Source organism: Streptosporangium sp. NPDC000239 (genome assembly GCF_040300765.1).
GTDB lineage: Bacteria > Actinomycetota > Actinomycetes > Streptosporangiales > Streptosporangiaceae > Streptosporangium.
In genome coordinates, this window is record NZ_JBEPEI010000002.1 from 464,659 (window position 1) to 488,315 (window position 23,657).

General features: G+C 70.9%; 22 protein-coding genes. 10 read left to right on the forward strand and 12 right to left on the reverse strand.

Annotation, left to right across the window (positions count from 1 at the left end; genetic code table 11):
* Nucleotides 1-25: 25 nt before the first annotated feature.
* Nucleotides 26-1,393, forward strand: a complete 1,368-nt coding sequence (locus ABT340_RS07580; RefSeq protein WP_352009854.1) for a DUF58 domain-containing protein — start codon at nucleotides 26-28, stop codon at nucleotides 1,391-1,393.
* Between the two features lie 16 nt (nucleotides 1,394-1,409).
* Here the strand turns inward: ABT340_RS07580 and ABT340_RS07585 are convergent, their stop codons facing one another.
* A complete protein-coding gene (locus ABT340_RS07585) occupies nucleotides 1,410-2,405 on the reverse strand; it encodes a stage II sporulation protein M (RefSeq protein WP_352009855.1) in 996 nt (331 codons plus the stop codon).
* A 105-nt stretch (nucleotides 2,406-2,510) separates the two neighbouring features.
* Here ABT340_RS07585 and ABT340_RS07590 point away from each other — a divergent pair, with 105 nt between their 5' ends.
* Together ABT340_RS07590 and ABT340_RS07595 are read left to right on the forward strand one after the other, a co-directional pair.
* Entirely contained in the window at nucleotides 2,511-3,347 is an 837-nt protein-coding gene (locus tag ABT340_RS07590; protein WP_352009856.1) for an arylamine N-acetyltransferase family protein, read from the forward strand.
* Nucleotides 3,348-3,437: 90 nt separating this feature from the next.
* A complete protein-coding gene (locus ABT340_RS07595) occupies nucleotides 3,438-4,130 on the forward strand; it encodes a B3/B4 domain-containing protein (protein ID WP_352009857.1) in 693 nt (230 codons plus the stop codon).
* Here ABT340_RS07595 and ABT340_RS07600 read toward each other — a convergent pair.
* Nucleotides 4,099-4,590: a winged helix-turn-helix transcriptional regulator gene (locus ABT340_RS07600; RefSeq protein ID WP_352009858.1), complete on the reverse strand. Its 492-nt coding sequence runs from the start codon at nucleotides 4,588-4,590 to the stop codon at nucleotides 4,099-4,101. The two genes, ABT340_RS07595 and ABT340_RS07600, sit on opposite strands and share 32 nt — an antisense overlap.
* 100 nt (nucleotides 4,591-4,690) lie before the next feature.
* Between ABT340_RS07600 and ABT340_RS07605 the strand changes: the two genes are divergently transcribed.
* Nucleotides 4,691-5,215 carry a pyridoxamine 5'-phosphate oxidase family protein gene (locus ABT340_RS07605; protein WP_352009859.1) on the forward strand — a complete coding sequence of 175 codons (525 nt, stop codon included), beginning with the start codon at nucleotides 4,691-4,693 and terminating at the stop codon, nucleotides 5,213-5,215.
* A gap of 48 nt (nucleotides 5,216-5,263) precedes the next feature.
* Entirely contained in the window at nucleotides 5,264-6,199 is a 936-nt protein-coding gene (locus ABT340_RS07610; protein WP_352009860.1) for an RDD family protein, read from the forward strand.
* A 52-nt stretch (nucleotides 6,200-6,251) separates the two neighbouring features.
* Here the strand turns inward: ABT340_RS07610 and ABT340_RS07615 are convergent, their stop codons facing one another.
* On the reverse strand, nucleotides 6,252-7,661 hold the full coding sequence (locus ABT340_RS07615) for an LVIVD repeat-containing protein (RefSeq protein WP_352009861.1): 1,410 nt from the start codon (nucleotides 7,659-7,661) through the stop codon (nucleotides 6,252-6,254).
* Between the two features lie 184 nt (nucleotides 7,662-7,845).
* Here ABT340_RS07615 and ABT340_RS07620 point away from each other — a divergent pair, with 184 nt between their 5' ends.
* Complete coding sequence (locus ABT340_RS07620) at nucleotides 7,846-8,505, forward strand: DUF305 domain-containing protein (protein WP_352009862.1); 660 nt, start codon at nucleotides 7,846-7,848, stop codon at nucleotides 8,503-8,505.
* 2 nt (nucleotides 8,506-8,507) lie between these two features.
* Here ABT340_RS07620 and ABT340_RS07625 read toward each other — a convergent pair whose 3' ends face one another.
* Both ABT340_RS07625 and ahcY read right to left on the reverse strand, forming a co-directional pair.
* Nucleotides 8,508-9,749: an adenosylhomocysteinase gene (locus tag ABT340_RS07625; RefSeq protein WP_352009863.1), complete on the reverse strand. Its 1,242-nt coding sequence runs from the start codon at nucleotides 9,747-9,749 to the stop codon at nucleotides 8,508-8,510.
* A gap of 63 nt (nucleotides 9,750-9,812) precedes the next feature.
* Complete coding sequence (gene ahcY, locus ABT340_RS07630) at nucleotides 9,813-11,240, reverse strand: adenosylhomocysteinase (protein ID WP_352009864.1); 1,428 nt, start codon at nucleotides 11,238-11,240, stop codon at nucleotides 9,813-9,815.
* 201 nt (nucleotides 11,241-11,441) lie between these two features.
* Between ahcY and ABT340_RS07635 the strand changes: the two genes are divergently transcribed.
* From ABT340_RS07635 to ABT340_RS07645, 3 genes are all read left to right on the forward strand, one after another.
* Nucleotides 11,442-11,777, forward strand: coding sequence for a MerR family DNA-binding transcriptional regulator (locus tag ABT340_RS07635; protein ID WP_352009865.1), 336 nt, complete (start codon nucleotides 11,442-11,444; stop codon nucleotides 11,775-11,777).
* A gap of 68 nt (nucleotides 11,778-11,845) precedes the next feature.
* On the forward strand, nucleotides 11,846-13,024 hold the full coding sequence (locus tag ABT340_RS07640) for a sensor histidine kinase (protein ID WP_352009866.1): 1,179 nt from the start codon (nucleotides 11,846-11,848) through the stop codon (nucleotides 13,022-13,024).
* Between the two features lie 122 nt (nucleotides 13,025-13,146).
* Nucleotides 13,147-13,797, forward strand: a complete 651-nt coding sequence (locus tag ABT340_RS07645) for a response regulator (RefSeq protein ID WP_352009867.1) — start codon at nucleotides 13,147-13,149, stop codon at nucleotides 13,795-13,797.
* 10 nt (nucleotides 13,798-13,807) lie between these two features.
* Here ABT340_RS07645 and ABT340_RS07650 read toward each other — a convergent pair whose 3' ends face one another.
* The 5 genes from ABT340_RS07650 to ABT340_RS07670 all read right to left on the reverse strand — a co-directional run bounded on the left by ABT340_RS07650 (nucleotide 13,808) and on the right by ABT340_RS07670 (nucleotide 18,263).
* Nucleotides 13,808-14,767 carry a cation diffusion facilitator family transporter gene (locus tag ABT340_RS07650; RefSeq protein ID WP_352009868.1) on the reverse strand — a complete coding sequence of 320 codons (960 nt, stop codon included), beginning with the start codon at nucleotides 14,765-14,767 and terminating at the stop codon, nucleotides 13,808-13,810.
* 41 nt (nucleotides 14,768-14,808) lie between these two features.
* Nucleotides 14,809-15,915 (reverse strand): bifunctional phosphoglucose/phosphomannose isomerase, encoded by a 1,107-nt coding sequence (locus ABT340_RS07655; protein ID WP_352009869.1) that lies wholly within the window; start codon nucleotides 15,913-15,915, stop codon nucleotides 14,809-14,811.
* Entirely contained in the window at nucleotides 15,912-16,085 is a 174-nt protein-coding gene (locus tag ABT340_RS07660) for a Trm112 family protein (RefSeq protein WP_184712993.1), read from the reverse strand. The genes ABT340_RS07655 and ABT340_RS07660 overlap by 4 nt, the downstream gene beginning before the upstream one ends.
* Nucleotides 16,086-16,089: 4 nt before the next feature.
* Nucleotides 16,090-17,445: a phosphomannomutase/phosphoglucomutase gene (locus ABT340_RS07665; RefSeq protein WP_352009870.1), complete on the reverse strand. Its 1,356-nt coding sequence runs from the start codon at nucleotides 17,443-17,445 to the stop codon at nucleotides 16,090-16,092.
* 431 nt (nucleotides 17,446-17,876) lie between these two features.
* The gene (locus tag ABT340_RS07670; RefSeq protein WP_352009871.1) at nucleotides 17,877-18,263 is read right to left on the reverse strand and encodes a DUF3499 domain-containing protein; all 387 of its coding nucleotides are present in this window, start codon (nucleotides 18,261-18,263) and stop codon (nucleotides 17,877-17,879) included.
* A 228-nt stretch (nucleotides 18,264-18,491) separates the two neighbouring features.
* On the opposite strand from ABT340_RS07670, the gene ABT340_RS07675 reads away from it, so the two are divergent.
* Complete coding sequence (locus ABT340_RS07675; RefSeq protein ID WP_352009872.1) at nucleotides 18,492-18,887, forward strand: metallopeptidase family protein; 396 nt, start codon at nucleotides 18,492-18,494, stop codon at nucleotides 18,885-18,887.
* Nucleotides 18,888-19,297: 410 nt separating this feature from the next.
* On the opposite strand, the gene ABT340_RS07680 is transcribed toward ABT340_RS07675, so the two are convergent.
* Entirely contained in the window at nucleotides 19,298-20,710 is a 1,413-nt protein-coding gene (locus ABT340_RS07680; protein WP_352009873.1) for a DUF5719 family protein, read from the reverse strand.
* The gene (locus ABT340_RS07685) at nucleotides 20,707-23,568 is read right to left on the reverse strand and encodes a glycosyltransferase family 2 protein (RefSeq protein WP_352009874.1); all 2,862 of its coding nucleotides are present in this window, start codon (nucleotides 23,566-23,568) and stop codon (nucleotides 20,707-20,709) included. The genes ABT340_RS07680 and ABT340_RS07685 overlap by 4 nt, the downstream gene beginning before the upstream one ends.
* Nucleotides 23,569-23,657: the final 89 nt, after the last annotated feature.

Sequence of the window (23,657 nt, forward strand, 5' to 3'; positions counted from 1 at the left end):
AAGGAGAGGGCGAGGCGGTGCGGACATGGCACTGACGGGACGGGCCGCGCTGCTGGCCCTGCTGGGGACGCTGGTCGTGCTGTTCGCGCCCAGGCCCGGTCTGGCGGTCGCCGCCGTCGCGCTGCTGCTGGTCGCGCTGGTCGCGATCGACCTGGCGCTGGCCGCGGGCGTGCGACCGCTGCGCCTGAGCCGCGCGGGAGACCGCCTGGTACGGCTCGGCGAGACCGCGGCGGTCGAGCTGATCGTGGAGAACCCCGGCCCTCGCAGGGCTAAGGGGCTGCTCAGGGACGCCTGGCCCCCGTCGGCGGGGGCGGCTCCGCGCCGTTTCGTCCTCGACGTCCCTCCCGGGGAGCGCCGCCGCCTGGTCACGACGCTCACCCCGTCCCGAAGGGGGGACCGGGAGGCGGTCACGGTCACCGTACGGACGCTGGGCCCGCTGGGCATCGCGGGCCGCCAGGGCTCCCACAGCGTGCCGTGGTCGGTCCGGGTGCTGCCGCCGTTCCTCAGCCGCAAGCACCTGCCCGCCAAACTGTCCAGGCTCAGGGAGCTTGAGGGCAGGCACCCCTCGATGATCAGGGGGCAGGGCACCGAGTTCGACTCGCTGCGCGAGTACGTGGTCGGTGACGACGTCCGTTCGATCGACTGGCGGGCGACCGCCCGCCGCCACGACGTGGTGGTCCGCACCTGGCGTCCCGAACGCGACCGCCGGGTGCTGATCGTCCTGGACACCGGGCGCACCTCGGCGGGACGGGTCGGCACCGCCCCGATCCCGCTCGCGGGTGAGCTTCCCCGCAACCGGGACATCCCTGGTGGAACCGGGGTGGCGCCCGGCTGGCCCCGCCTCGACTGGTCGATGGACGCGGCCCTGCTGCTGGCCGCGCTGGCCTCACGGGCGGGCGACCGGGTCGACTTCATGGCCCACGACCGCGCGGTGCGGGCCTGGGTCTCCGGCGCGGGCCGTGGCGACCTGCTGTCCACCCTGGTCAACACCATGGCCCCGATCGAGGCCGAATTGATCGAGGCCGACTCGGCGGACATGGTCTCGGCCGTGCTGTCCAGGGCGAAGCGGCGCTGCCTGGTCGTGGTGCTCACCGACCTGAACCCGGCCTCGCTTGAGGAGGGGCTGCTGCCCGTGCTCCCCCAGCTCTCCTCCCGGCACCTGGTACTGCTGGCCGCCGTCTCCGACCCTCAGGTCGCGGCGATGGAGGCCGGGCGCGGCACCGCCGAACTGGTCTACAACGCCGCGGCGGCCGAACGGCACAGCGCCGAGCGGCGCAGGATCACCGCCCGGCTCAGACGACACGGCGTCGAGGTGGTCGACGCCGCCCCCGAGCAGATCGCCCCCGCCCTCGCCGACGCCTACCTCGCCCTGAAGGCCGCGGGCCGCCTGTGACCCGGCCCCCGGGCTCCTATCCGGCGCTCGGGGCCAGGTCGGGCGCCCGCTCCAGGTCTCCGGTCTCCCCCGCGGCCACGGCACGGCGGCCGAAGAAGATCACGTAGGCCAGGAAGGCCGCCTCCGCGACGACCCCGATGCCGACGCGCGCCCAGGTCGGCAGGCCCGAGGGGGTGACCAGGCCCTCGATGAGCCCGGAGACCAGCAGGACGACGACCAGCCCGAGCGCCACGCTCACCACGGCTCTGCCCTGCTCGGCGAGGACCTCGCCCCGCCCGCGCGGCCCCGGGTTGACGACCGTCCAGCCCAGGCGCATGCCGACGGCGGCGGCCAGGAAGACGGCGGTCAGTTCGAGCAGGCCGTGCGGCGTGATGAGCCCGAAGAAGACGTCCAGCCTGTCGTGGGAGGCCATCAGACCTGCGGAGACGGCCACGTTGGCCGCGTTCTGCCACAGGATGTACGGGATCGGCAGGCCGAGCAGGATGGCCATCACGATGACCTGCATCGAGACCCAGGCGTTGTTGACCCAGACCTGGCCCGCGAACGAGGCCCCGGGGTGCTCCGAGTAGTAGTCGGCGAAGTCGTGCTCGACGAGCTGACGGATCTCCTCCGGCGTGCCGACCGCGGCCTGGACCGCGGGGTCGCGCGCGACCCAGACGGCCATGACCACCGAGACCAGCAGGAACGCCCCGGTCGTCGCGATCCACCACCAGCGGGCGCGGTAGGCGACCACGGGGAAGGAGACCGTGAAGAAGCGGACGAACTCCCGCCAGGCGGGGGTGTGCGCGCCGGTCACCGCGGAACGGGCCCTGGCCACCAGCGCGGAGAGCCGCCCGACCAGGAACGGGTCCGCCCGGCCTGAGCGCACGATGGACAGGTGCGTCGCGACCCTCTGGTAGAGCTCGACGAGTTCGTCGATCTCGGCGCCGTTCAGCGACATGCGGCGCCGTACCAGCTCCTCAAGGCGGTCCCAGACGGGGCGGTGCGCGTTGACGAAGGCGTCGATGTCCACCAGGAAAGCCTAATGCCGCGCCCGGGGGCCCTTCTTGACCTCAAGGGGGATTGAGGTCCTAGGTTCGGAGACCTGTGGAGTGGTCGAGCCGGACGGGGACGGGACATGAACCAGGCGGGGCGTGGCTGGGACGGCGAGACGCTGGATCTGGCGGCCTATCTGGCGCGGATCTCCTTCGAGGGAGACCTCGCGCCGACCGCGCGGACGCTGCGCGCCCTGCAGCGGGCGCACGCGGCCGCGATCCCCTTCGAGAACCTGGAGGTCGTGCTGGGCCGCCCGGTCCTCCTCGACCTCGAAGCCCTTCAGGACAAGATGGTGCGCGGGGCACGCGGCGGCTACTGCTACGAGCACACCCGGTTGTTCGCCGCGGCGCTCGAACGGCTGGGGTTCGGCGTGACCGGGCTCGCCGCACGGGTGCGGATGGGCTCCGACAGGCTGCGGGCCGCGACACACGCGCTCCTGCTGGTCGAGGTGCCCGGGTCCCCGGAAAGCGGGTGGATCTGCGACGTCGGCTTCGGCGAGGGACCGACCGAGCCGATCGAGCTGGTCGAGGGCGCCGAGTCGGAGCAGGGCGGCCGGCGCTTCCGGCTGGAACGGTCTGGGCGGGAGTGGGTGCTGAACTCCCTGCGCAGCCCCGCCGACGGCTGGCTCGATCTGCACTCCTTCACTCTCGACCCGCGCTACCCGGTCGACTATGTCGTGATAAATCACTACATCTCAACTCATCCGAACTCGCCGTTCGTCAACCGTCTCGTGGTCAGGCGACCCGGCCCCGGGGTCCTGTACGGCCTGTTGGGGACCACGCTGACCGCCCACCGTCCCGACGGCTCCGCCGAGGAGCGGCATCTCGAACCCGGCGAGGTGCCGAAGGTCCTTGAGGAGACCTTCGGCGTCCGGCTCGGCCCCGCCGACGCCGCCGCCCTCACCGCCCGTCTCTCCTGACCCTCCCCGGCCCGTTCCCGCGAGCCGTACCGGTGATCGACACCGGTTACGGTGTCCTCCTAGACACATGAACCCACGGGGAGCGGCCTCATGTACTTCCAGCACGCGGACGACATCTGGGCGGAGCACCCCGGCCTCGCCGCCGGAGTGGTCCTGGCCACCGGGATCACCCCGGAGGCGTCCGTCGAGGAGCGGATCACGGAGTTCGCCGCCGTCGCCGGGCGGCGGCTCGCGGCGGGCTCCGAGGCCGAGTTCCCCGAGATCCAGGCCTGGCGGCGGACCTTCTCCAAGATGGGCCTCAAGCCGACCCAGTACCGCTGCGCCTCCGAGGCGCTGCTGCGGCGCTTCAAGAAGGAGGGGGACCTTCCCCGGATCCACCCGCTGATCGACCTGTGCAACGCGGTCTCGATCGCGTTCGCGATCCCGATCGCCGTGTTCGACCTGGCCAACGTCTCCGGGGGCCTTGAGGTCAGGCACGCGACCGGCGAGGAGACCTACCTGACCTTCTCCGGGGAGACCGAGAACCCGGAGCCGCGCGAGGTGGTCTTCGCCGACGCCGAGGGCCGGGCGCACGCCCGCCGGTGGACGAACCGGCAGAGCGGGCTGTCCGCCGTACGGCCGGGCACCGCCTCGGTCCTGATCGTCGCCGAGGCGCTGCACGACTCGGCGGCCGGGGACGTCGAGGAGCTCACGGCCACGGTCGCCGGGCAACTCGGCGAGGTCTGGCCGGTCGCGCCCAAGGCCGTGACACTCAGCCGGTCGGCTCCGCGTCTGGAGTTCTGAGCGGCTCCCCGCCCGCTCCCGGGCCGGGCAGTACGTCCACGTCGGTGGCGCGCATCGGCTGCCCGCACGAGGAGCAGCACAGCTCGACGTGGCCGATCTCGCCGCAGGCGTGGTGGCGGTAGAGCACCGGCGGCCCCGCCTCGCCCGAGGTCCAGCGGTCACCCCAGCGCACCATCACCAGCAGCAGGTCGCACAGCTCCCTGCCCTTGGCGGTGAGCAGATACTCGTCGCGGGGTGGCCGCTCCGAGTACGCCCGTCGTTCGAGCACGCCGTTCTCGGTCAGCCATCTGAGCCGTTCGGCGAGCACCTTGCGGGAGATGCCCAGGTCCTGCTGGATCTGCTCGAAGCGGTTCATTCCAACGTAGACGTCCCGCAGGATCAACGGTGACCACGGCTCGCCCACGACGTCCAGCGTGCGGGCGATGGAACAGGCCATGTCACCGAACCGAGTGCGTTGCATCGGCCCAGTCTAGGCGAGTGGGTTCCCTCAGGGAATGGTCTCTGCTACGGTCGCCCTATGAGTTCCCTCAGGGAACTGACGAGGAGAGGACTGATCCGCGATGTCGAAGAACCCGGTGGCCGAGCTCCTGTTCAGCGAGGCCGACGCCACCCCCATCAGCACCGACCCGGCGACGGTGAAGTCCTGGGACCTGGCACGGACGTGCGTCGAGTCGGCGCACCGGGCGTGGCTGTCGACCGGACGGCCGGACGGCGGCCCGCACGCCGTGCCGCTGATGCCGGTCTGGGTCGACGGCGCGCCCTGCTTCACCAGCCGCCCCCACTCCCGCAAGAGCAGGAACCTCGCCGGCGACCCCCGCTGCGTCCTCACCGCCGCCGACGAGACACTCGACCTCGTCATCGAGGGCGAGGCCGTACGGATCACGGACGAGGACGGCATCAGGCGGGTCCTCGACGCGTTCGGGGCCAAGTACGGCTGGGGGCTGTCGGTGCGCGACGGTTCCGCCTTCGCCGACGACCTGCCCGGCTCCCCCGAGTACGGTGTCTACCGGATCATTCCGACCCGCGCCTTCGGCTACGGCGCCGACGGCTCGACGGCGACACGCTGGCGGTTCGAGGGAGAGTGACCAACTGCGTAGGGGAGTGGGATGGTCCGTCATAGGTAGGGTGCTGATGTGACCGATGTCGTAACCGGCGAGGCCGTCGTCGTCGAAGTCAGGATCGCCCAGCTACCGAGCCGGGCCCTGGCACTGCTGATCGACATGACGGTCCAGTTCGTGACGCTGTTCGGCGTTTCCCAGCTGATCGGCGTCCTGGCCTGGAACGCCGACGAGGCACTGGTCGTGATGCTCTACATCGCCTTCACCGTGTCCGTGCTCGTCGGCTACCCCGTGGTCTTCGAGACCCTCAGCAGGGGCCGTAGCCTGGGCAAACTCGCCCTCGGGCTCAGGGTCGTCAGCGACGACGGCGGCCCGGAGCGGTTCCGGCAGGCACTGTTCCGCGGCCTGTCCGGAATGGTGGAGTTCTGGATGCTCGGCGGCGCCCCGGCGCTGATCGGCTCGCTGATCTCCGAGAAGGGCAAACGGCTCGGTGACGTCTTCGCGGGCACCGTCGTGATCGCCGAGCGCTCCCCCAGGCAGTACGGCCCGCCCCTGGAGATGCCCCCGCCGCTGGCCGCCTGGGCCGCGACGCTCGAACTGTCCCGGCTGCCCGAGGGGGTCGCCGCGACCGCCAGGCAGTACCTCATGCGCTGGCACGACCTCTCGCCCGCCGTGCAGCACGAGATGGGGGTGCGCATCGCCACCGAGATGTCGGCCTTCGTCTCACCGCCCCCGCCGTCCGGGGTGCCGCCGTTCGCCTACCTGACCGCCGTACTGGCCGAGCGCCGCAGGCGTGACCAGGTACGGCTGGCGCAGCGGATCGGCGCTCCCCCGCCCGACCCCCGGTTCCAGGCCCCGTCCCAGGCTCCGTACCAGCCGTATCCGCAGCCGCCCGCGCCGTACGGCCTGCCCTTCGCTCCCCCCACGCCGGCCCCCCAGGCCCCTCAGCCCCCGCAGGTCCCACAGGCGCCTCCCACGACCACCCCCGGCGGCTTCGTCCCGCCCGCCTGAACACCGACGTGCCCCGGCCATGGCGGACCGGGGCACCGGAGAAGGGGAACGGTCACTCCGCCCCGACGCCGAACCAGCCCCTGTAGGAGGTCTGGGTCTGCACGTTCAACCGGTCGAAGCGGACCCACCTCGCCGGGTCGGTGCGCCTGTCGCTGATGTTGAGGACGTCGAGCCCGAAGTTGAAGTCACTGCCGTAGACGTAGCCGTTGTAGTAGTAGGCCGACCAGATGCCGCCGGAGCCACCGCTGGGGTCGGGACCGCGCTCGAAGAAGCCGATCTCCTTCGGGTGGGCCGAGTCGGTGAAGTCGATGACGGAGACGCCGCCCTGGTACCACGCTTGGACCAGGATGTCGCGGCCCCTGACCGGGATCAGTGAGCCGTTGTGCGCGACGCAGTTCTCGGTCTCCCCCTGGTAGCGGGAGATCTTGAAGTAGCTCTTGAAGACCAGCCTGCCGCGCCTGATGTCGAAGATGGCGTCGGCTCCCCGGTTGGGTCCCGTCTCCTCGTTGCAGGTGGCCGCGCCGCCGCCGCCGAGTTCGTCGGTGAAGATGACCTTGGTGCCCTCGTTGTTGAACGTCGCCGAGTGCCAGAAGGCGAAGTTCGGGTCGGTCACCCGGGCCGTGACGACCGGGTTCTCCCGGTCGGAGATGTCCAGCAGCACGCCGTCACCCATGCAGGCCCCGGCCGCGATGTCCTTCTCCGCGTAGACGGTGATGTCGTGGCAGCCGGTGGTCGGCAGCAGCAGACCGGGCTGGGTCTCGTTGCCGCCGTCGGGGAAGACGACCGGCGTGGTGACGACCGCGGCGTCCACCGGCCTGTGCAGCGGCACCTTGATGACCGAGATCTTGTCATGCGGCGGCTGGCAGTCGGGGAAGGCCGCGTTGGGGCTGTAGGAGGAGACGTACAGGTAGACGTTCCTCCAGCGGTCCCTGCCCTTGCCCGGCACCTGGGTCAGGGTGTGGGAGCCGCAGTTCGTCTCGACCGACTTGATGTACTTCGGATGCGCCTTGTCGCTGATGTCGAAGATCCGGACGCCCTCCCACGACTCCTTGACCGACGCGCTCTGCGCGGTGCTGCTGCAGGAGTCGTTGTTGCGGGAGGAGTCGACCGCGGTGAACAGCAGGTTGTCGTGGACGGTGACGTCCATCTGGGAACCGGGGCATACGACGCTGCTGACCACCTTGACGTGTTTCGGGTCGCGAATGTCGTAGATAGCGAAACCGCCGTAATTTCCGACGAACGCATAGTCACCCTGGAATGCGATGTCGGTGTTGATGGTCTTCTCCAGCCCGGCGGGCTTGGGAACATTCGTCACATGCGCCACATTCGCACTGGTGACCACCTGGCCGGGGGCCGGGAGATCGGAGGCCTGGGCCGGTACGGTGGCCAGGACCAGCGCCGCCGCGGCCGCGGCCGCGATCAGGAATCGGCCACCAAGGCCCTTCCTGAGAGGGGATAACACCGGTGATCCTCCTTGCCGCTTATGCCATAAAGCACAGATAAATAACTGAATTGTTTATCCGAACGGCAGACACCACAAGACCTGACCACGTCAGTAAATTTTCCCGTTCTGCGGCCTTTACTCCTTTCTCTCCCCGGGTTATCGTCCTTGCCCGGGGGAGTCGGGAGATCACGAAGGAGGCCGGGTGCGCGTCAGACTGGTGCTCGCCGTTCTCACGGCCCTGTCGGCCCTGTCGGCCACCGCCTGCTCGACCGGCGGGCGACCGGCGGCGCTGTCCGCCCCGCTGTCGGCCGCGCCGCCGACCGCGCCCGTCATCGCGCCCGGCAGGCCGGGCGAGGCCGCCAGGACGCTCGGGGCGGACGAGGCGGCGACGGCGGTGCCCACCCCGACGGCGAACGCGGCCGACGTGCGGTACGCGCAGGACATGATCGTCCACCACCGGCAGGCCCTGGAGATGGCGACCCTGGCCCTCACCCACGCGGGCGACCCGACGGTCCGCGCCCTGGCCTCCCGGATCAAAGACTCACAGGGGCCGGAGATCCAGGTCATGTCCCGGTGGCTGACCGAGCAGGGCATGCGGCTGCCGGACCACCACACGAACCACGGCGTCATGCCCGGCATGGCCACCCCCGAGCAGCTCGGCACCCTGGCCGCCGCCTCGGGCCCGGAGTTCGACCGCCTCTTCCTGCGGCTGATGACGGCCCACCACCGGGGCGCGATCACGATGTCGGCGGAGGTCCTGACCAACGGCTCGCACCTGAGGATCGAGGAGATGGCCAACGAGATCGCCACGGTCCAGGCCGGGGAGATCCGCAGGATGGCCCGCCTCCTGGCCTCCCCCTGAGGTCAGGAGCCCAGGCGCCAGGAGCGCAGGTACTCCTCCTGCTGCGTGGTCAGGTGGTCGACCTCGATGCCCGCGGCGGCGAGCTTGAGCCTGGCCACCTCCACGTCGACCTCCTCGGGAACGTCGTAGACGCCGGGTTCGAGCCGGGCCCGCTCACGGGCCAGCCAGGCCACGGCGAGGGCCTGGGCGGAGAAGGACATGTCCATGACGGCGGCCGGGTGCCCCTCGGCGGCCGTGAGGTTCACCAGACGACCCTCGGCCAGCAGCAACAGCCTGCGCCCGTCGGCCAGGACGTACTCGTCGGTGTTCGGCCGCACCCCGGGCCGCACCTCGCGGGCCAGTTCCTCAAGGGCCCTGACGTCGATCTCGACGTCGAAGTGGCCGGCGTTGGCCAGGATCGCGCCGTCCTTCATCGCCGCCAGGTGCTCACCCCTGATGACGTCGCGGTTGCCGGTCACGGTGACGAACACGTCGCCGACCACCGCCGCGGCGGCCATGGTCCGCACGTCGTAACCCTGCAGCGAGGCGTCGAGCGCCTTGACCGGGTCGATCTCGGTGACGACGACCCGGGCGCCCAGGCCCCTGGCCCGCTCGGCCACCCCCCGGCCGCAGAATCCGAACCCGGCGACGACCACGACCTTGCCCGCCAGCAGCGTGTTGGTCGCGCGCATGATGCCGTCCAGGGTCGACTGGCCGGTGCCGTACCGGTTGTCGAACATCCGTTTGGTCCGGGTGTCGTTGACCGCGACGACGGGGAAGCGCAACGCCCGCTCCGCCGCCATCTGCCGGAGCCTGATGACCCCGGTCGTGGTCTCCTCGCAGCCGCCGGAGACCGTTTCGAGGAGTTCGGTCCGCTCGGTGTGCAGGATGTTGACCAGGTCACAGCCGTCGTCGAGAACCAGGTCGGGGACGATGTCCAGGGCCTGGTGGATGTGCCGGTAGTAGGTCTGCCGGTCGACCCCCGCCAGCGCGTGCACGCGCACGCCGTACGCGCCGAGGGCCTGGGCCACGTCGTCCTGGGTGGACAGCGGGTTGGAGGCGGCCAGCGCGATCTCGGCCCCGCCCGCCCGAAGGGCACCCATGAGGACGGCGGTCTCCGCCGTCACGTGCAGGCAGGCGGCGATCCGCAGCCCGTCGAACGGCTCGTCGGCCGCGAACCGTTCCCCGATCGCGGTGAGCACCGGCATCGCCCGCGCCGCCCACCCGATCCGCCGCTCCCCGGCGGCCGTCAGCGCGCTGTCCACGGTCCTCCCCAGATGGCCCGAAGGCCCCCGCGTGCCACGCGGGGGCCGGGTCTGACGGTTCGATCAGTAACGGTAGTGGTCGGCCTTGTAGGGGCCCTCGACGTCCACGCCGATGTACTCCGCCTGCTCCTTGGTGAGCTTGGTGAGCTTCACGCCGAGGGCGTCGAGGTGGAGGCGGGCGACCTTCTCGTCCAGGTGCTTGGGCAGCACGTAGACGCCGACCGGGTACTGCTCGGTCTTGGTGAACAGCTCGATCTGGGCGATCACCTGGTTGGTGAACGAGTTGGACATGACGAACGAGGGGTGGCCGGTGGCGCAGCCCAGGTTCATCAGACGGCCCTCGGCGAGCACGATGATCTGACGGCCGTCGGGGAAGGCCCAGGTGTGGACCTGCGGCTTGACCTCGGTCTTGACGATGCCCGGGATCTTGGCCAGGCCGGCCATGTCGATCTCGTTGTCGAAGTGCCCGATGTTGGACACGATCGCGTTGTGCTTCATCCGCGACATGTGGTCGGCGGTGATGATGTCGAAGTTGCCGGTCGTGGTGACGAAGATGTCGGCGATGCCGACGACGTCGTCGAGCGTGGTGACCTGGAAGCCGTCCATGGCCGCCTGGAGCGCGCAGATCGGGTCGATCTCGGTGACGATGACCCGGGCGCCCTGGCCCCTGAGGGCGTCGGCGCAGCCCTTGCCGACGTCGCCGTAACCGGCCACGACCGCGACCTTGCCGCCGATCAGCACGTCGGTGGCGCGGTTGAGGCCGTCGATGACCGAGTGGCGGCAGCCGTACTTGTTGTCGAACTTCGACTTGGTCACCGAGTCGTTGACGTTGATCGCCGGGAAGAGCAGCGAGCCCGCCTTGAACATCTCGTACAGGCGGTGGACACCGGTGGTGGTCTCCTCGGTGACGCCCTTGATGCGCGAGGCGATCTCGGTCCAGCGCTTGTCCGGCCCGACCGTACGGCGCAGCAGCTCCAGGATGACCTGCCACTCCTCGGAGTCGCCCTCGGAGGCACCGGGGACGGCACCGGCCTTCTCGTACTCGACACCCTTGTGGACGAGCAGCGTCGCGTCGCCACCGTCGTCGAGGATCATGTTGGGGCCGTCACCGCCGGGCCAGACGAGCGCCTGCTCGGTGCACCACCAGTACTCCTCCAGGGTCTCGCCCTTCCAGGCGAAGACCGGAACGCCCTTGGGGTCCTCGACGGTGCCCTCGGGGCCGACGACCACGGCGGCGGCGGCGTGGTCCTGGGTGGAGAAGATGTTGCAGCTCACCCAGCGAACCTCGGCGCCGAGCGCGACCAGCGTCTCGATCAGCACGGCGGTCTGGATGGTCATGTGCAGCGAGCCCATGATCTTCGCGCCGGCCAGCGGCTGGGAGTCCGCGTACTCCTTGCGGACGGCCATCAGACCCGGCATCTCGTGCTCGGCGAGCTGGATCTCCCGACGCCCGAAAGCGGCCAGGGAAAGGTCGGCGACCTTGAAGTCCATGAATTAACCCCTCTGGTTGATGGTCTGGCGCCGCATGCCCCCGCCGGGCTCGCCGCGTGCGCGGCCCCGCTTCGCTTCCGGGCACGGCTCTCACTCCACCGGAAAGCAGACGAAGTGAGTGTAGGCGCCCGATACGGCTCCGCGCACCTTGTGAGGCGGTAACCTTACACAAGAATGTGAGGTTTCCAGGAAAGGCGCGATATGCGGATCACCGAGGCCGCGAAACGGCTGGGAATGTCCCCCAGAATGCTCCGCTACCGCGAGGCCCTGGGACTGCTCCCGCCCGTCAGGACCCAGGGGGCGCACCGCCGCTTCGGCCAGGAGGAACTGGCCGCCGTGGCGCAGGGCGTCGAGCTGGAGAAGCGCTTCGACGTCTCCCCCGCCGAGCTGGCGTTCGCGCTGCGGGTGCTGAGCGAGCCCGCCGTCGCGCAGGCCGTACGGGATCTCGGGCTGCGGATCGGCCGCCTCCAGGCCCCGCGCAGGGCGCTGGACTTCGAGAAGGAGAAGGCCCTGCGCCTGCTCCAGGGGCGCTCCTGACCGCCGGAGGGGAACGTCGCTCCCAGGAGTGACGACGCCGGACGGCCTCCGTCGCGACAATTCTCCCCATGAACGTCGCAACCGTATTAACCGAGGCCGAACGGAGGGTCGACGCCCTGAACCTCCGGCGGGTCATCGCCTCCCCCCTCACCGACGTCGCCGTCGGCGTCCTGCTCATGTTCCTCGCCCTGGCCCAGCTCGGCGGCCGGTCCTCCCTGACCATGCTGGCCGCCGTGCTCGCCACGCTGCCGCACGTCGTACGGCGCAGGCATCCCTGGGCGGTCGTCACGCTGGTCTCCTTCGGCGCGCTCTGCCTGCTCTACACCGGCGTACTGCCCGACTACCCCCCGTTCGGCGTGGTGCTGTCCGGCGCGCTCACCCTCTACACGATCGCGCGGATCGTCGGCCCGCTCGTCGTCGGGCTGGTCATCGGCGCCCTGACGATCCTGCTCCTGGCGGCCGTGTTCCTGCGGAACGGGAGGGAGGTGCTGTCCATCACCACGATCGACAGACAGGCGGTCTCCCCGCTCGTCGTCCTGTTCCTCGGAACCGTCCTGCTGATCTTCCTCGCCCATGTACGGCGTAGCGCCAGCACGATCACGGAGATGCGCGCGGGCAACCTGGAGACGCTCAGGGAGCAGGCCGCGATGGCCGAGCGGGCCAGGATCGCCAGGGAGATGCACGACATCGTGGCCCACTCCGTCTCGAAGATCGCCGTGCAGGCCGAGACCGCCCCCTACACGCTCGACGGCCTCGACGAGCGGACCCTCCAGGAGTTCGCCGAGATCGCGACCTCCGCCCGGACCACCCTCACCGAGATGCGCCGCCTGCTCGGCGTGCTGCGCGCCGACGTCGTCACCGCCCCGGAGACCGCGCCACAACCGGGGCTGGCGCGGCTTCCCGAACTGGTCGGACGACACGAGGGCGAGGTCGACCTCGACGTGATCGGGGAGGAGGTCCCCCTGCCGCAGGCCGTGGACGTCTCCGCCTACCGGATCATCCAGGAGGCGCTGACCAACGTCCGCGTCCACGCGCCCGGCGCCCGGGTCTCGATCGAGCTGGCCTACCGCCCTGCCCTGCTGGCGCTGCGGATCACCGACAACGGCCCCGGCCCCTCCGGCGACACCGAGAACGGGCACGGCCTGGTCGGCATGCGCGAACGCGCCCTCGCCCTCGGCGGCTGGTTCAAGGCGGGCCCCGGCCCCTCCGGTGGCTTCCTCATCCAGGTGGGTCTCCCCCTCGAATGACAACCCCCGAACCTCCCGCCCCTGACGCCGAGGCTGTCACCGGCCCTCCGGCCGAAGCCCTCCCCGGTCCTCAAGCCGAGGCTCTCCCCGGGACGGCCTCCGGGGCTCCTCCCGGGACGGCCGTGGACGGCCGGATCCGGGTGCTGATCGCCGACGACCAGCCGGTCGTGCTGCGGGGCTTCGCCGCGGTGCTCAGGGCCCAGCCCGACATCACCGTCGTGGGAACCGCCCCCGACGGCGCCCAGGCCGTACGGCTGGCACGGCGGACCCGTCCCGACGTCGCGCTGCTGGACATCCGGATGCCGGAGATGAACGGCATCGAGGCGGCCCGCCGAATCCTGGAGACCGAGGCGACCAGGATCATCATGATCACCACGTTCGACCTCGACGACTACGTGTACGACGCGCTCACCGCGGGGGCGAGCGGGTTCCTGCTCAAGGACGTCAGGGCCGGAGATCTGGCGGAGGCCGTGCGGACGGTGGCCCGTGGGGACGCGCTGCTGGCCCCCAGGATCACCAGGCGACTGATCGCCGAGTTCTCCCGGCAGCGAAGGCCCGCCGCGGACGGCGGGCCGCTGACCCCGCGTGAGGTCGAGGTGCTGCGGCTGATCGCCCAGGGGCTGTCGAACGCCGAGATCGCCTCCCGCCTCGTGGTCACCGAACACACCGTCAAGACCCACGTGGCCAGGCTGCTGGCCAAGCTGAACCTGCGTGACCGCACGCAGGCCGTCATCCACGCCTACGAGACGGGACTGGTGGTCCCCGGCGCGTGAACCTCCCGGATCACACCCGGCCGTTGGCCGCGTGCGGCCCGGGGGTGATCCCGCCCGTCTTGGCCCGGTCGAGGTCGGGCTCCAGGTAGATGACGCGGGCGATCGGCACGGCGGAGCGGATGCGCTGCTCCGCCTCGTCGATGCCCCTGGCCACCTCGGCGGCCGTGTCGTCGTGGTCGACCGCGATCTTCGCGGCGACCAGAAGCTCCTCGGGGCCGAGGTGGAGGGTGCGCATGTGAATGACCCTGACCACCTCGGGGGCGCTCTCCAGGGCGGCGATGATCTGACCCTCGACCTCGGGGCCGGCGCTCTCGCCGATCAGCAGCGACTTGGTCTCGATGGCCAGCACGATCGCGATGACGGCCAGCAGCACGCCGATCGCCATCGTGCCGACGCCGTCCCAGACGCCGTCGCCGGTGATGACGGCGAGCGTCACGCCGACCAGCGCCAGGATGAGGCCGACCAGGGCGCCCAGGTCCTCCAGGACGATGACCGGCAGCTCGGGCGACTTGGACCTGCGGATGAACTGGACCCACGTCTGCTTGCCGCGCAGCGAGTTGGACTCCTTGATCGCGGTGCGGAAGGAGAAGCCCTCCGCGATGATCGCGAAGATCAGCACCGCGAAGGCCACGACCGGCGTCTCCACCGGCTTCGGTTCATGGATCTTGTGCCAGCCCTCGTAGAGGGAGAAGAGCGCACCGATCGTGAACAGCACCACCGCGACCACGAAGGCGTAGAAGTAGCGTTCCCTGCCGTAGCCGAAGGGGTGCTCCGGGGTGCGCTTGCGCTCGGCCCGCTTCCCGCCGACCAGCAGCAACACCTGGTTCCCCGAGTCGGCGAGGGAGTGAATCGACTCGGCGAGCATGGACGACGAAGTCGTGACCAGGAAGGCGACGAACTTGGCCGCCGCGATCGCAAGGTTCGCGCTCAACGCCGCGATGATCGCCTTTGTACCGCCGCCCGCACTCACGACAGCCTCCGCTTACATAGTCCGAAAAAGACGAGAGGATACTATTGGGAAATTCTCGCCTTTAGTTCCGTGATGGCCGACACGGGGGTCGGATCGATCCCGTACCCCAGGGCGAGATAGGTACTCGCGTAGTCGCCCAGTCCGATCAGCGTCGCGAGCCGCTCAAGCGGATGAGCGCCCTCCGCGACGAGCTGGGTGGCCGGAACGCCCCTGTCCTCGGCCATCCGCACCGAGGCCTCACGCCGCCGCGCCTCCTGCGGATGCTCCTCCGTGTCACGCAGCATGAACAGCCGCAGCGACCGGCCCGCGTCGTCGGCGAAGATGTCCCGCTGCGCCAACGGACCGTCGAAGGCCACCACCTGGTTGTGGTTGGCCTCCGGGATCTGTCCCCAGACGGCCGGGTACTTGCCGTTCTCGTTGAGCTGGCTGGCCCACCGGTAGGCGGCCACGGCCGAGAGCCGGGAGGAACCCCAGATCATCGGCACCGTCTCCGCCAGCTCCATGGCCAGCGTCTTGCCCGGGTTGATGAAGGACTCACTCACCGGACGGCAGCGGTGGGCGATCTCCTCAAGACGCTTGGCGACCTCCTCGATCACCCCGTCGTCCATCTGGAGCACGCCGAGTTCGGCGGCGACCACGAGCAACGGCACCGACAGCGCCCAGACCGCCGCCCGGGGCTGCCCGCCGGTGGTCACCGGCACGAACGGCGCGCCCGACTGCCTGGCGACCGCGTGCAGCGGAGAGTTCGCCGCGGCCAGCACCAGCAGGCGGCACCCTCTGCGGACGGCCTCCGTGGCCACCGCGAGTGTCTCCTCGGTCTTGCCCGAACACGACACGGCGACCACCAGGTCCGTCGCGCCGACCCAGCCGGGCAACTGGTAGGAACGCACCGTCACGATCGGCAACGGAGCCCCGTTGCCGCACACCGCGTCGAGGATGTCACCGGCGATGCCGGAACCGCCCATGCCCGCGACCACGATCGCCCTCGGCCTGCCCTCCCCGATCACCCGGGTGAGGTCGGCCTCACGGACACCCCGATGTGAGATGCGCACCTGCGCCGCCGAGGCGGCGACGGCGCGCAACATGCCTGAGGGGTCAGCCTCGGTCAGCCACCCCTGGTCGTCGAGCCGATCCGACTCCCAGCTCACGACTTCCGAGCCTCGTCGACCAGCAGGACCGGAATGTCATCACGAACCGGATAGACCAGCCCGCACGAGGCCGAAGTGCACGACAGCTCGTCCACCTCCGGCTCCGCACGCAACGGAGACTTGCAGTTGGGGCAGGCCAGGATCTCCAGCAACCACTCGTCGATCTTCACGTGCTCAGCTCCTCACGACGGCGAGGACCTCGTCCCTGATCGCCGCCATCTGAATCTCGTCGGCCGCCTCGGCGTTCAGCCTGAGCAGCGGCTCGGTGTTGGACGGACGAAGATTGAACCACCATCCGGGGCCGGAGACGGTCAGACCGTCCAGGTCGTCGAAGGTGACGCCGTCCCTGCCCTCGAAGACCTGCCTGACCCGCGCCGTCGCGGCCCGCTGGTCGGCGACCGTACTGTTGATCTCCCCGGAGGCGGCGTAGCGGGCGTAACCCGCGAGGATCTCCGACAGCGGCCTGTCCTGCTCACCCAGCGCGGCCAGCACGTGCAGCGCGGCCAGCATGCCGGTGTCGGCGAACCAGAAGTCCTTGAAGTAGTAGTGCGCGGAGTGCTCACCGCCGAAGACCGCGCCGCTCCTGGCCATCTCGGCCTTGATGAAGGAGTGCCCGACCCGGGTCCTGACCGGGACCCCGCCGTGCTCGGCGACGATCTCGGGAACGCCCCGCGAGGTGATCAGGTTGTGGATGATCGTGGCGCCGGGCTGCTTGGCCAGCTCACGGGCGGCGACCAGCGCGGTGATCGTGGAGGGCGAGACCGACTCGCCGCGCTCGTCCACGACCCAGCAGCGGTCGGCGTCGCCGTCGAAGGCGAGGCCGATGTCCGCGCCCACGTCGAGCACGGCCTTCTGCAGGTCACGCAGGTTCTCCGGCTCGATCGGATTGGCCTCGTGGTTGGGGAAGTCGCCGTCGAGCTCGAAGTAGAGCGCGGTCAGCTCGACGGGAAGCCCCTCGAAGACCACCGGCACCGTGTGCCCCGCCATCCCGTTGCCCGCGTCGACCACGACCTTCAACGGCCGGACACCGGACAGGTCGACCAGCGTGCGCAGGTGGTCCGCGTAGCCCTGCAGCAGGTCACGCCGGGAGACCGTACCGCCGCCCTCGCCGCCCTTGCCGCCCGCGGCGAGCAGTTCGGCCGCCCGGTCGCGGATCTCGGTGAGCCCGGTCTCCCCACCGATCGGCACCGCGCCCGCACGGCACATCTTCATGCCGTTGTAACGGGCCGGATTGTGGCTGGCGGTGAACATCACCCCGGCCATGCCCAGACTGCCGCTGGCGTAATAGAGCATGTCGGTCGAGCCGAGACCGGTGTCCACCACGTCGGCCCCACGTGAGACGGCCCCGCCGGCGAAGGCCGCGGCCAGCGGAGCCGATGAGGCACGCATGTCGTGCGTGACCACGACGGACCCGGCACCGGTGACCTCAACGAAGGCCGCGCCGACCGCCCACGCGGTCTCCTCGTCTAACTCGTCCGGCACGACGCCGCGCACGTCGTACGCCTTGAAGATCCTGGCGAGGTCGCCCACTCCAGCTCCGCCCCTTTGACTCGTCTCTGCCGCCCCCAAGCCTAGGGGGTCGGTGTCCCTTTGCGCCGCCTGCTGTGCCCCCTTGCTCCGCCTGACGGCGTCGCGGGCTTGGGCGCCCTGGGTCGGTGCTTTCCCTCGTCGCTCATCCGCTGCGCTCCTTCGCTCCTCAGTCCAAGCACCGACGCGCCCAAGCCGGACACTCCTCACACACGGGACCGGTAAAGCAAAGATCAAACTCCTCACACTTGGCGCCGGTAAGGCACATGCGAAACTCTTCACTCGCCGCGCCGAAGAAGGCCGTTCTGGGTGGACTCTCCACTGCGGGCACCGTTGTCGGGGGCGCAAGGTGGGGCGTCTCCGTGATGAGGTTCTTCTGAGCTGTGTCCCGGGTTCCGGAACCCTCGCCGCTCCGGGGGGTGGGGACGTACGGCTCAGCGGTCGCGCTGGGGCTGCGCGGGGTGGGGCTGTGGCTGGGCTGAGCGCAACACTCTCAGGTGTCCACGACGCCCGACCTCGACTCCCTGGCCCACGGGCTCGGTGCCCTTCGTCGCGGGCCTGGCCGCCTCCCGGACGGCGTTGGCGAGCGCTTCGAGGTCGTCGGTGCTCGGCGGCGCTCCGTCGCTCGGCAGCCGGACGACCTCCCAGCCCCGTGGGGCGGTGAGCCGCTCCGCATGCTCGGCGCACAGGTCGTAACAGTGCGGCTCGGCGTACGTCGCCAAGGGCCCGAGAACGGCGGTCGAGTCGGCGTAGACGTACGTGAGCGTGAATACGGCAGGCTGACTGCACGCGGTGCGGGAACAGCGGCGGACGGGGCTCACGGTGGGACCGTATCCGGTAAGCGTCCAGGGCGCCACTATCTGAGCGCTCTTAACGAGCGTGTCGCCACAATTCGGACACGTGTCCCGGCTTCCACCCGCCTGTACGGCTTGCACACCCTCCCGTCAACCCCTTTCCACCTTCCCACCAGGCATGTCTAAGCTTGGCCCGTGAGCCCGGCACCAGGTAGACCTCGCCCTCCTCGCAAACGCGACCGACACGGTCGTGGCATGCGGGGCCCGCTGGCACCCTCCCATGTGCCGATCGCCAAGTCGCGCAGCGAGCGCTTCGACGATCTCGTCCTGGACGCCGTGGACCGTCTCAAGCCACGCTGGGGCACCCAGCTCGCGTCCGTCGAGTTCGCGATCGAGGAGGTGCCGCCGCTGTCGGAACTGGGCGACGGCCCGGGCCTGCTGTCCGGCGAGCCGATCCCGTTCGGCCGCTCGGAACCCGCCGTCGGCAAGCGCCCCGCCGTCGTGATCGTCTACCGGCGCCCCCTTGAGGCCAGGGCCCGCGACCGCGACCAGCTGGGAGCCCTGGTCCACGACACCGTGGTCGAACAGATCGCCGGTCTCCTGGGTCTGTCCCCCGAATCCGTAGACCCCGGCTACGAGGAAGACGACTAGCCCAATCGGGCTGCCTTACCTCACCGCCAGATCTCCCTTACCTCACCACTCCCCTCCACCACCCCCGCCCCACGCCACCCCAGATTCCCCCGAGTACGACCCCCCAGGGAACTCACCCCGGCGCCAAGAGCGGACTCCCCCAAAGAACCCGACCACTCCCGGCACCGCACACGAGGCTTTTGCCCTTGTGCCTTACCGCCCCCAAGTGTGAGGGTTTCGGCCCCCTGCCTCACCAGCTCCCGGTGTGAAGCTTTTGCCCTCGTGCCTTACCGGCGCCGTGTGTGAGGAGTGTCCGGCTTGGGCGCGTCGGTGCTTGGACTGAGGAGCGAAGGAGCGCAGCGGATGAGTGACGAGGGAAAGCACCGACCCGAGGCGCCCAAGCCCGCGACGCCGCCAGGCGGAGCAAAGAGTCACAACACCACCCCCATCGATTCCGTCGTAGGTGGCACCAGAGCCCACACTCGGGCCGCGGCGAGGGGTTGGACGGTCAGGGCCAGGCCCTTCTTGATTCGTTCGTCCATCACCCGCCCGCCGTACACGGGCCCCGATCCTTCCACCGGTAGCACCAGCACTCCGAAGGGGCCGTCGACCTTGGGGAGGCTCACCTGTTTGGTGCGGGCGGCGGGGATGTCCACCTCGAACGGTTCCGGTGCCTTTCCCTTGCGTGGCAGGACCCGCACGCTCACCTTGCCTGCCGTCTCCGGCGCGCTCAGCACGAGCCTCGCACCCTTGTCCCCGCCGGTGTGGTTGTCGGCGACCACGCTGCCCAGGTCGATGGGGGCGGCTCCGGCGGTGAAGGCCACATCGGGTTTCTTGCCGGTCCCGGTGACCGTCACCCCGGCGAGGATGGGGGTCTCCGAGGTCAGCACGAGGGCGGCCGACCGGTCGTCCACGGCGTTCGACAGGTCCAGGGTCGCGACCGACTCGGCGGGCACTTCGAGCACCTCCTTGCCCTTGAGGGCGTAGGTCCCGTCCGAGGTGATCGCCTTGATCTCGACCAGGGTGTCGGTCTCGGCGGTCGAGGCGACCAGCAGCTGGCGGGTGCCGCCTCCGCCGGGGACGGCGGGGACCACGACGCGGGTCGCGGGAGGGGCCGAGGCGGGCAGCCAGTCCACGCCCTTTCCGCCGTGCATGATCGCCCGGGCCGCCGCGGTGACCCGGCCGGAGACGGTGCGTACCCCGACCGCCATGACGAGCGGTGAGGGCGCGACGTCCTTGAGGTCGATCGCCCTGGTCTCGCCCGGCTTCATGGTGATCACGTCGCCCGAGTCGGAGACCACCGGCCCCTCCCCCGCGTAGACCGTGAGCTCGACGGTCGCCTGGGCGAGTCCCGGGTTGGCGAGGTAGAGCGTGACGTCGGCCGCCGCGGGCCCGGGACCGACCAGCCAGGTGTCGGCGGCGGGCTCGACGCACCGCACTCCGGCCAGCCCGCGGTGCCTGCCCGAGGTCTCCCTGCGGGTCTGGGAGGCCTCAAGGCCCGCCGCCATGTTCGCCTTGGCGGTCACGACGAGCGGGGCCGACTTGGCGGGGATCTTCTCGTGCCAGAGGGTGCCGGGGGTCCGCAGGGCCGTGACCGTGGTGTCCCCGGTGACGAGTGTGGCGGTTCCCGCGTCCTGGCCGCCCGGCGGGGTGACGACGGCGGCGTCGGTGTCGCCGGGGTCGGGGCAGACGACCGTCACCGAGGCGACGGGGACCCGTCTGAGGCCCTTGGCCGGTTCGGCCTCGGGAGCGGGCCTGGTCGCGGAGGCGACGCCGTACAGGGCCAGCAGGGCGACCAGGACGAGCGCGAGGAGGCTGAACCGGTTCTCGATCAGGGACTTCATCGGCTGGACGGCTCCCTGCCTGGCTCGGGGACCTCGGTGCGAATCTGACTGTCGGCGCCGCGTGAGGCCGGGGCGGCCAGGACGGAGACGACCAGCAGCAGTACGGCCTGCGCCCACAGCCAGCGGCCGTGCCAGGGGTCGTCCTGCGGGGTGGGGGGCACGGTGACCGGCTGGGTCAGCTGCCACACGCCTATGGCACGCGACAGGCTCATCCTGGCCAGGGCGGGCTGGGAGTCGAGGGCGTGGCTGATCGTCTCGGTCACCGGCGGGACGACCACGACGAACCGTATGCCGTAGGAGGCGAGCACGTCGGCGTCGTCACCGCCCCTGCCCGAGGCCAGTCCTCCCGCGGCGACGGCGACCCGTTCCCTGGGGCCGGGCAGGGTGGGGATGTCGGCCTCGCCGACCAGCGGGGTACGGCCCCGCAGCACGGTGAAGGCCAGGGCGCCGTCCTTCTCGCGCAGCAGCAGGGTCCGTTCGCCGCCGCCGGAGTTGAGGGCGGCCAGCGCGGGCATCACGTCGCCGACGTCACCGCCGAGGGGGCCGCCCGCCCCCCTGGTGATCCACATTCCGGCCGCGAGGACCGGGGTCGAGAACGCGACGGCGACGACGGCGACCGCCACGGCTCTGCGCGGCCCGCCCGCCTTCCTGAGGTCGGCGATGCGGTTGGCGGTGAGCGCGGCGACGACGAGCATGCCGATCGCGGCGAGGGCGAGCGGCACGCCGGGCCAGGCGGGGGCCCGGGTGTCGGCGTTCAGCGAGGTGACCGGGGTTCTGCTGACCAGGATCGCGACCAGCGTGCCGAAGAGCGCGACGCCCCAGCCGACGGCGACGACCGTCCGGTCGCGGCGCATCAGCAGCGCGGCCAGGCAGGCGGCGATGAGGCCGCCCGTCACCCACAGCGGCGGCATCCCCGGGCCGCCGGGGCTGAGCAGCAACAGCGAGGAGGCGGGCAGCGCGGCGTCGACCAGCTCGGGCCGGTGCAGGCCCGCTTCGAGCAGCAGCAGCCCGGGGGTGGAGACCACCTGGACCAGCCAGGGCAGCAGCAGCGCCACCGGGACGCCGAAGGCGATGACGACCGAGCCGGTCAGTCCCCTGCGGGGGAAGGCCAGCGCGGCCAGCGCGCCCAGGACCAGCGTGAGCGGGTAGATCAGCGGGGCGAAGGCCGTACCGACGGCCAGCAGCAGGCCGAGTCCCCAGGCGGCGCGGCGCGCCCGGCGCGGGTCGGCGGTCAGCATCCTGGTGGCCAGCGCCGCGTAGCAGGGCAGCAGCGTGAAGACCACGGCGGTGCCGAGTCTCCCGGCCGCGATCGCCCCGGTGGCGACGGGCAGCAGCGCGTAGGAGGCGCCGAGCCAGACGCGGGTCCAGCGGCCCGGGATCATCGCCCTGGTCGCGGTGTAGGCGGAGAGCCCGGCCAGCGGCACGCAGCCGAGCAGCAGCACGGTCACGGCGAGCCAGGGTTTGCCGAACAGCACCGTGGACAGCCCGGCGAGCACCGCCACGTACGGCGGCGCCCACCCGTCACCGCCGAGTCCCGCCTGACGGTAGCCCTCGGTGTAGAGGTCCCACAGGTCGGAGGCGCCGCCGATCACGGGGACGAGCGCGCCGCCGCCCAGCCGGGAGCCGCCGATCAGGCCGCGTTCCGCGACCAGCGTGACGACGGCCAGGACCAGGAACAGCGCCATGCCCGGGCTGCCGAACAGGCGCCGGGTCGCCCCGACGTCGTCGGTGAGCAGCTCTTCCCCGTCCTCCTGGACGGGGGTCGCGGCGTGGTGGCGTCCCGCCGACTCGACGAGGCCGTTGCCCGCCAGGTAGCCCTGGAACCGGTCGGCCAGCCGACGGTAGCCCGCGCCCGGCGGGGTGAGCAGCCTGGCCGCCGCGGCGCCGCCGCGTCTCCTGCCCGCGGCGCGGACGCGTCTGGCCCTGACGAGCCTGCCCGGGTGCCTGAGGATCGAGCCGAGCGCGAGCGCCTCGTCCAGCGCGTCGGCGGGCTGTTTGGCCAGCAGGAACAGCAGTGTGCTGACCAGCGAGCCGAAGAGGTTGCGCAGCAGCGCCCACGGCAGAGACCGCGCGGGCAGGTTCGCCATGACCACGAACATGGCGTTGCGGCGGTCGAGGCGGCGGGGGTGGTCGCCGCTGACGGTGATGCGGCGGCGGCGCCTGCCAGCCGCCTCCGCGTGCCAGGCGACGGCCTGGGTGACGTTGCGGACCCGGTATCCGGCACTCCTGATCCGCCAGCACAGGTCGAGGTCGTCACGGAACAACGGCAGGAAGGGGTCGAGGCCGCCGACCTCCTCCCAGACGTCCCTGCGGACCAGCATCCCGGCCGTGGAGACCGAGAGCACGTCCCTGGCGCCGCTGTACTGGCCCTGGTCGAACTCGCGGGGTTCGATGCCGGTGTCCCTGCGTCCTCGCAGGTCCACGGTGACGCCGACCTCAAGCAGGAGCCGCCGGTCGAGCCAGTCGCGGAGCTTGGGGCCGAGTACGGCCGCGCCCGGGTCGTCGTCGGCGGCCTTCAGCAGGGCTTCGAGGGCGCCGTCGTCCGGCGCGCAGTCGTCGTGCAGCAGCCACAGCCACTCGTTTCCCTCAGAGGGCCCGAGCCGGTCGAGGACCTCGGCCACGGCCTGGCCGAAGCTCGTCGAGCGCGGCAGCGTGAGCACGGCGTTGCGGCCGAGGGTACCGGTCAGCAGCGCGGCGCTGCCGTCCTTGCTGCCGTTGTCGACCCCGACCGCCCGGTCGATGGGGCGGGTCTGCCGCAGCAGCGCGGCGAGGGTCTCCCCAAGCCAGCGTGCGCCGTCGTGGGCCACGACGATCGCGGTGACGGTGTGGTTGGGGCGGGGGGAGTCGGTGCTGGACATGCGTCCCGTGTTCAGGAAGGGCTGATGATCGGCGCGACCACGATACGGCACCCTCTGTTGAGGTATGCCTGATGCACCAAAAAAGGAGC

Coding starts and splice junctions, on each gene's coding strand:
- ABT340_RS07635 (WP_352009865.1), top strand. CDS start 11,442: ATGCGGATCACCGAGGCCGCGAAACGGCTGGGAATGTCCCCCAGAATG.
- ABT340_RS07685 (WP_352009874.1), bottom strand. CDS start 23,568: ATGTCCAGCACCGACTCCCCCCGCCCCAACCACACCGTCACCGCGATC.
- ahcY (WP_352009864.1), bottom strand. CDS start 11,240: ATGGACTTCAAGGTCGCCGACCTTTCCCTGGCCGCTTTCGGGCGTCGG.
- ABT340_RS07680 (WP_352009873.1), bottom strand. CDS start 20,710: ATGAAGTCCCTGATCGAGAACCGGTTCAGCCTCCTCGCGCTCGTCCTG.
- ABT340_RS07605 (WP_352009859.1), top strand. CDS start 4,691: ATGTCGAAGAACCCGGTGGCCGAGCTCCTGTTCAGCGAGGCCGACGCC.
- ABT340_RS07590 (WP_352009856.1), top strand. CDS start 2,511: ATGAACCAGGCGGGGCGTGGCTGGGACGGCGAGACGCTGGATCTGGCG.
- ABT340_RS07580 (WP_352009854.1), top strand. CDS start 26: ATGGCACTGACGGGACGGGCCGCGCTGCTGGCCCTGCTGGGGACGCTG.
- ABT340_RS07640 (WP_352009866.1), top strand. CDS start 11,846: ATGAACGTCGCAACCGTATTAACCGAGGCCGAACGGAGGGTCGACGCC.
- ABT340_RS07675 (WP_352009872.1), top strand. CDS start 18,492: ATGCGGGGCCCGCTGGCACCCTCCCATGTGCCGATCGCCAAGTCGCGC.
- ABT340_RS07600 (WP_352009858.1), bottom strand. CDS start 4,590: ATGCAACGCACTCGGTTCGGTGACATGGCCTGTTCCATCGCCCGCACG.
- ABT340_RS07595 (WP_352009857.1), top strand. CDS start 3,438: ATGTACTTCCAGCACGCGGACGACATCTGGGCGGAGCACCCCGGCCTC.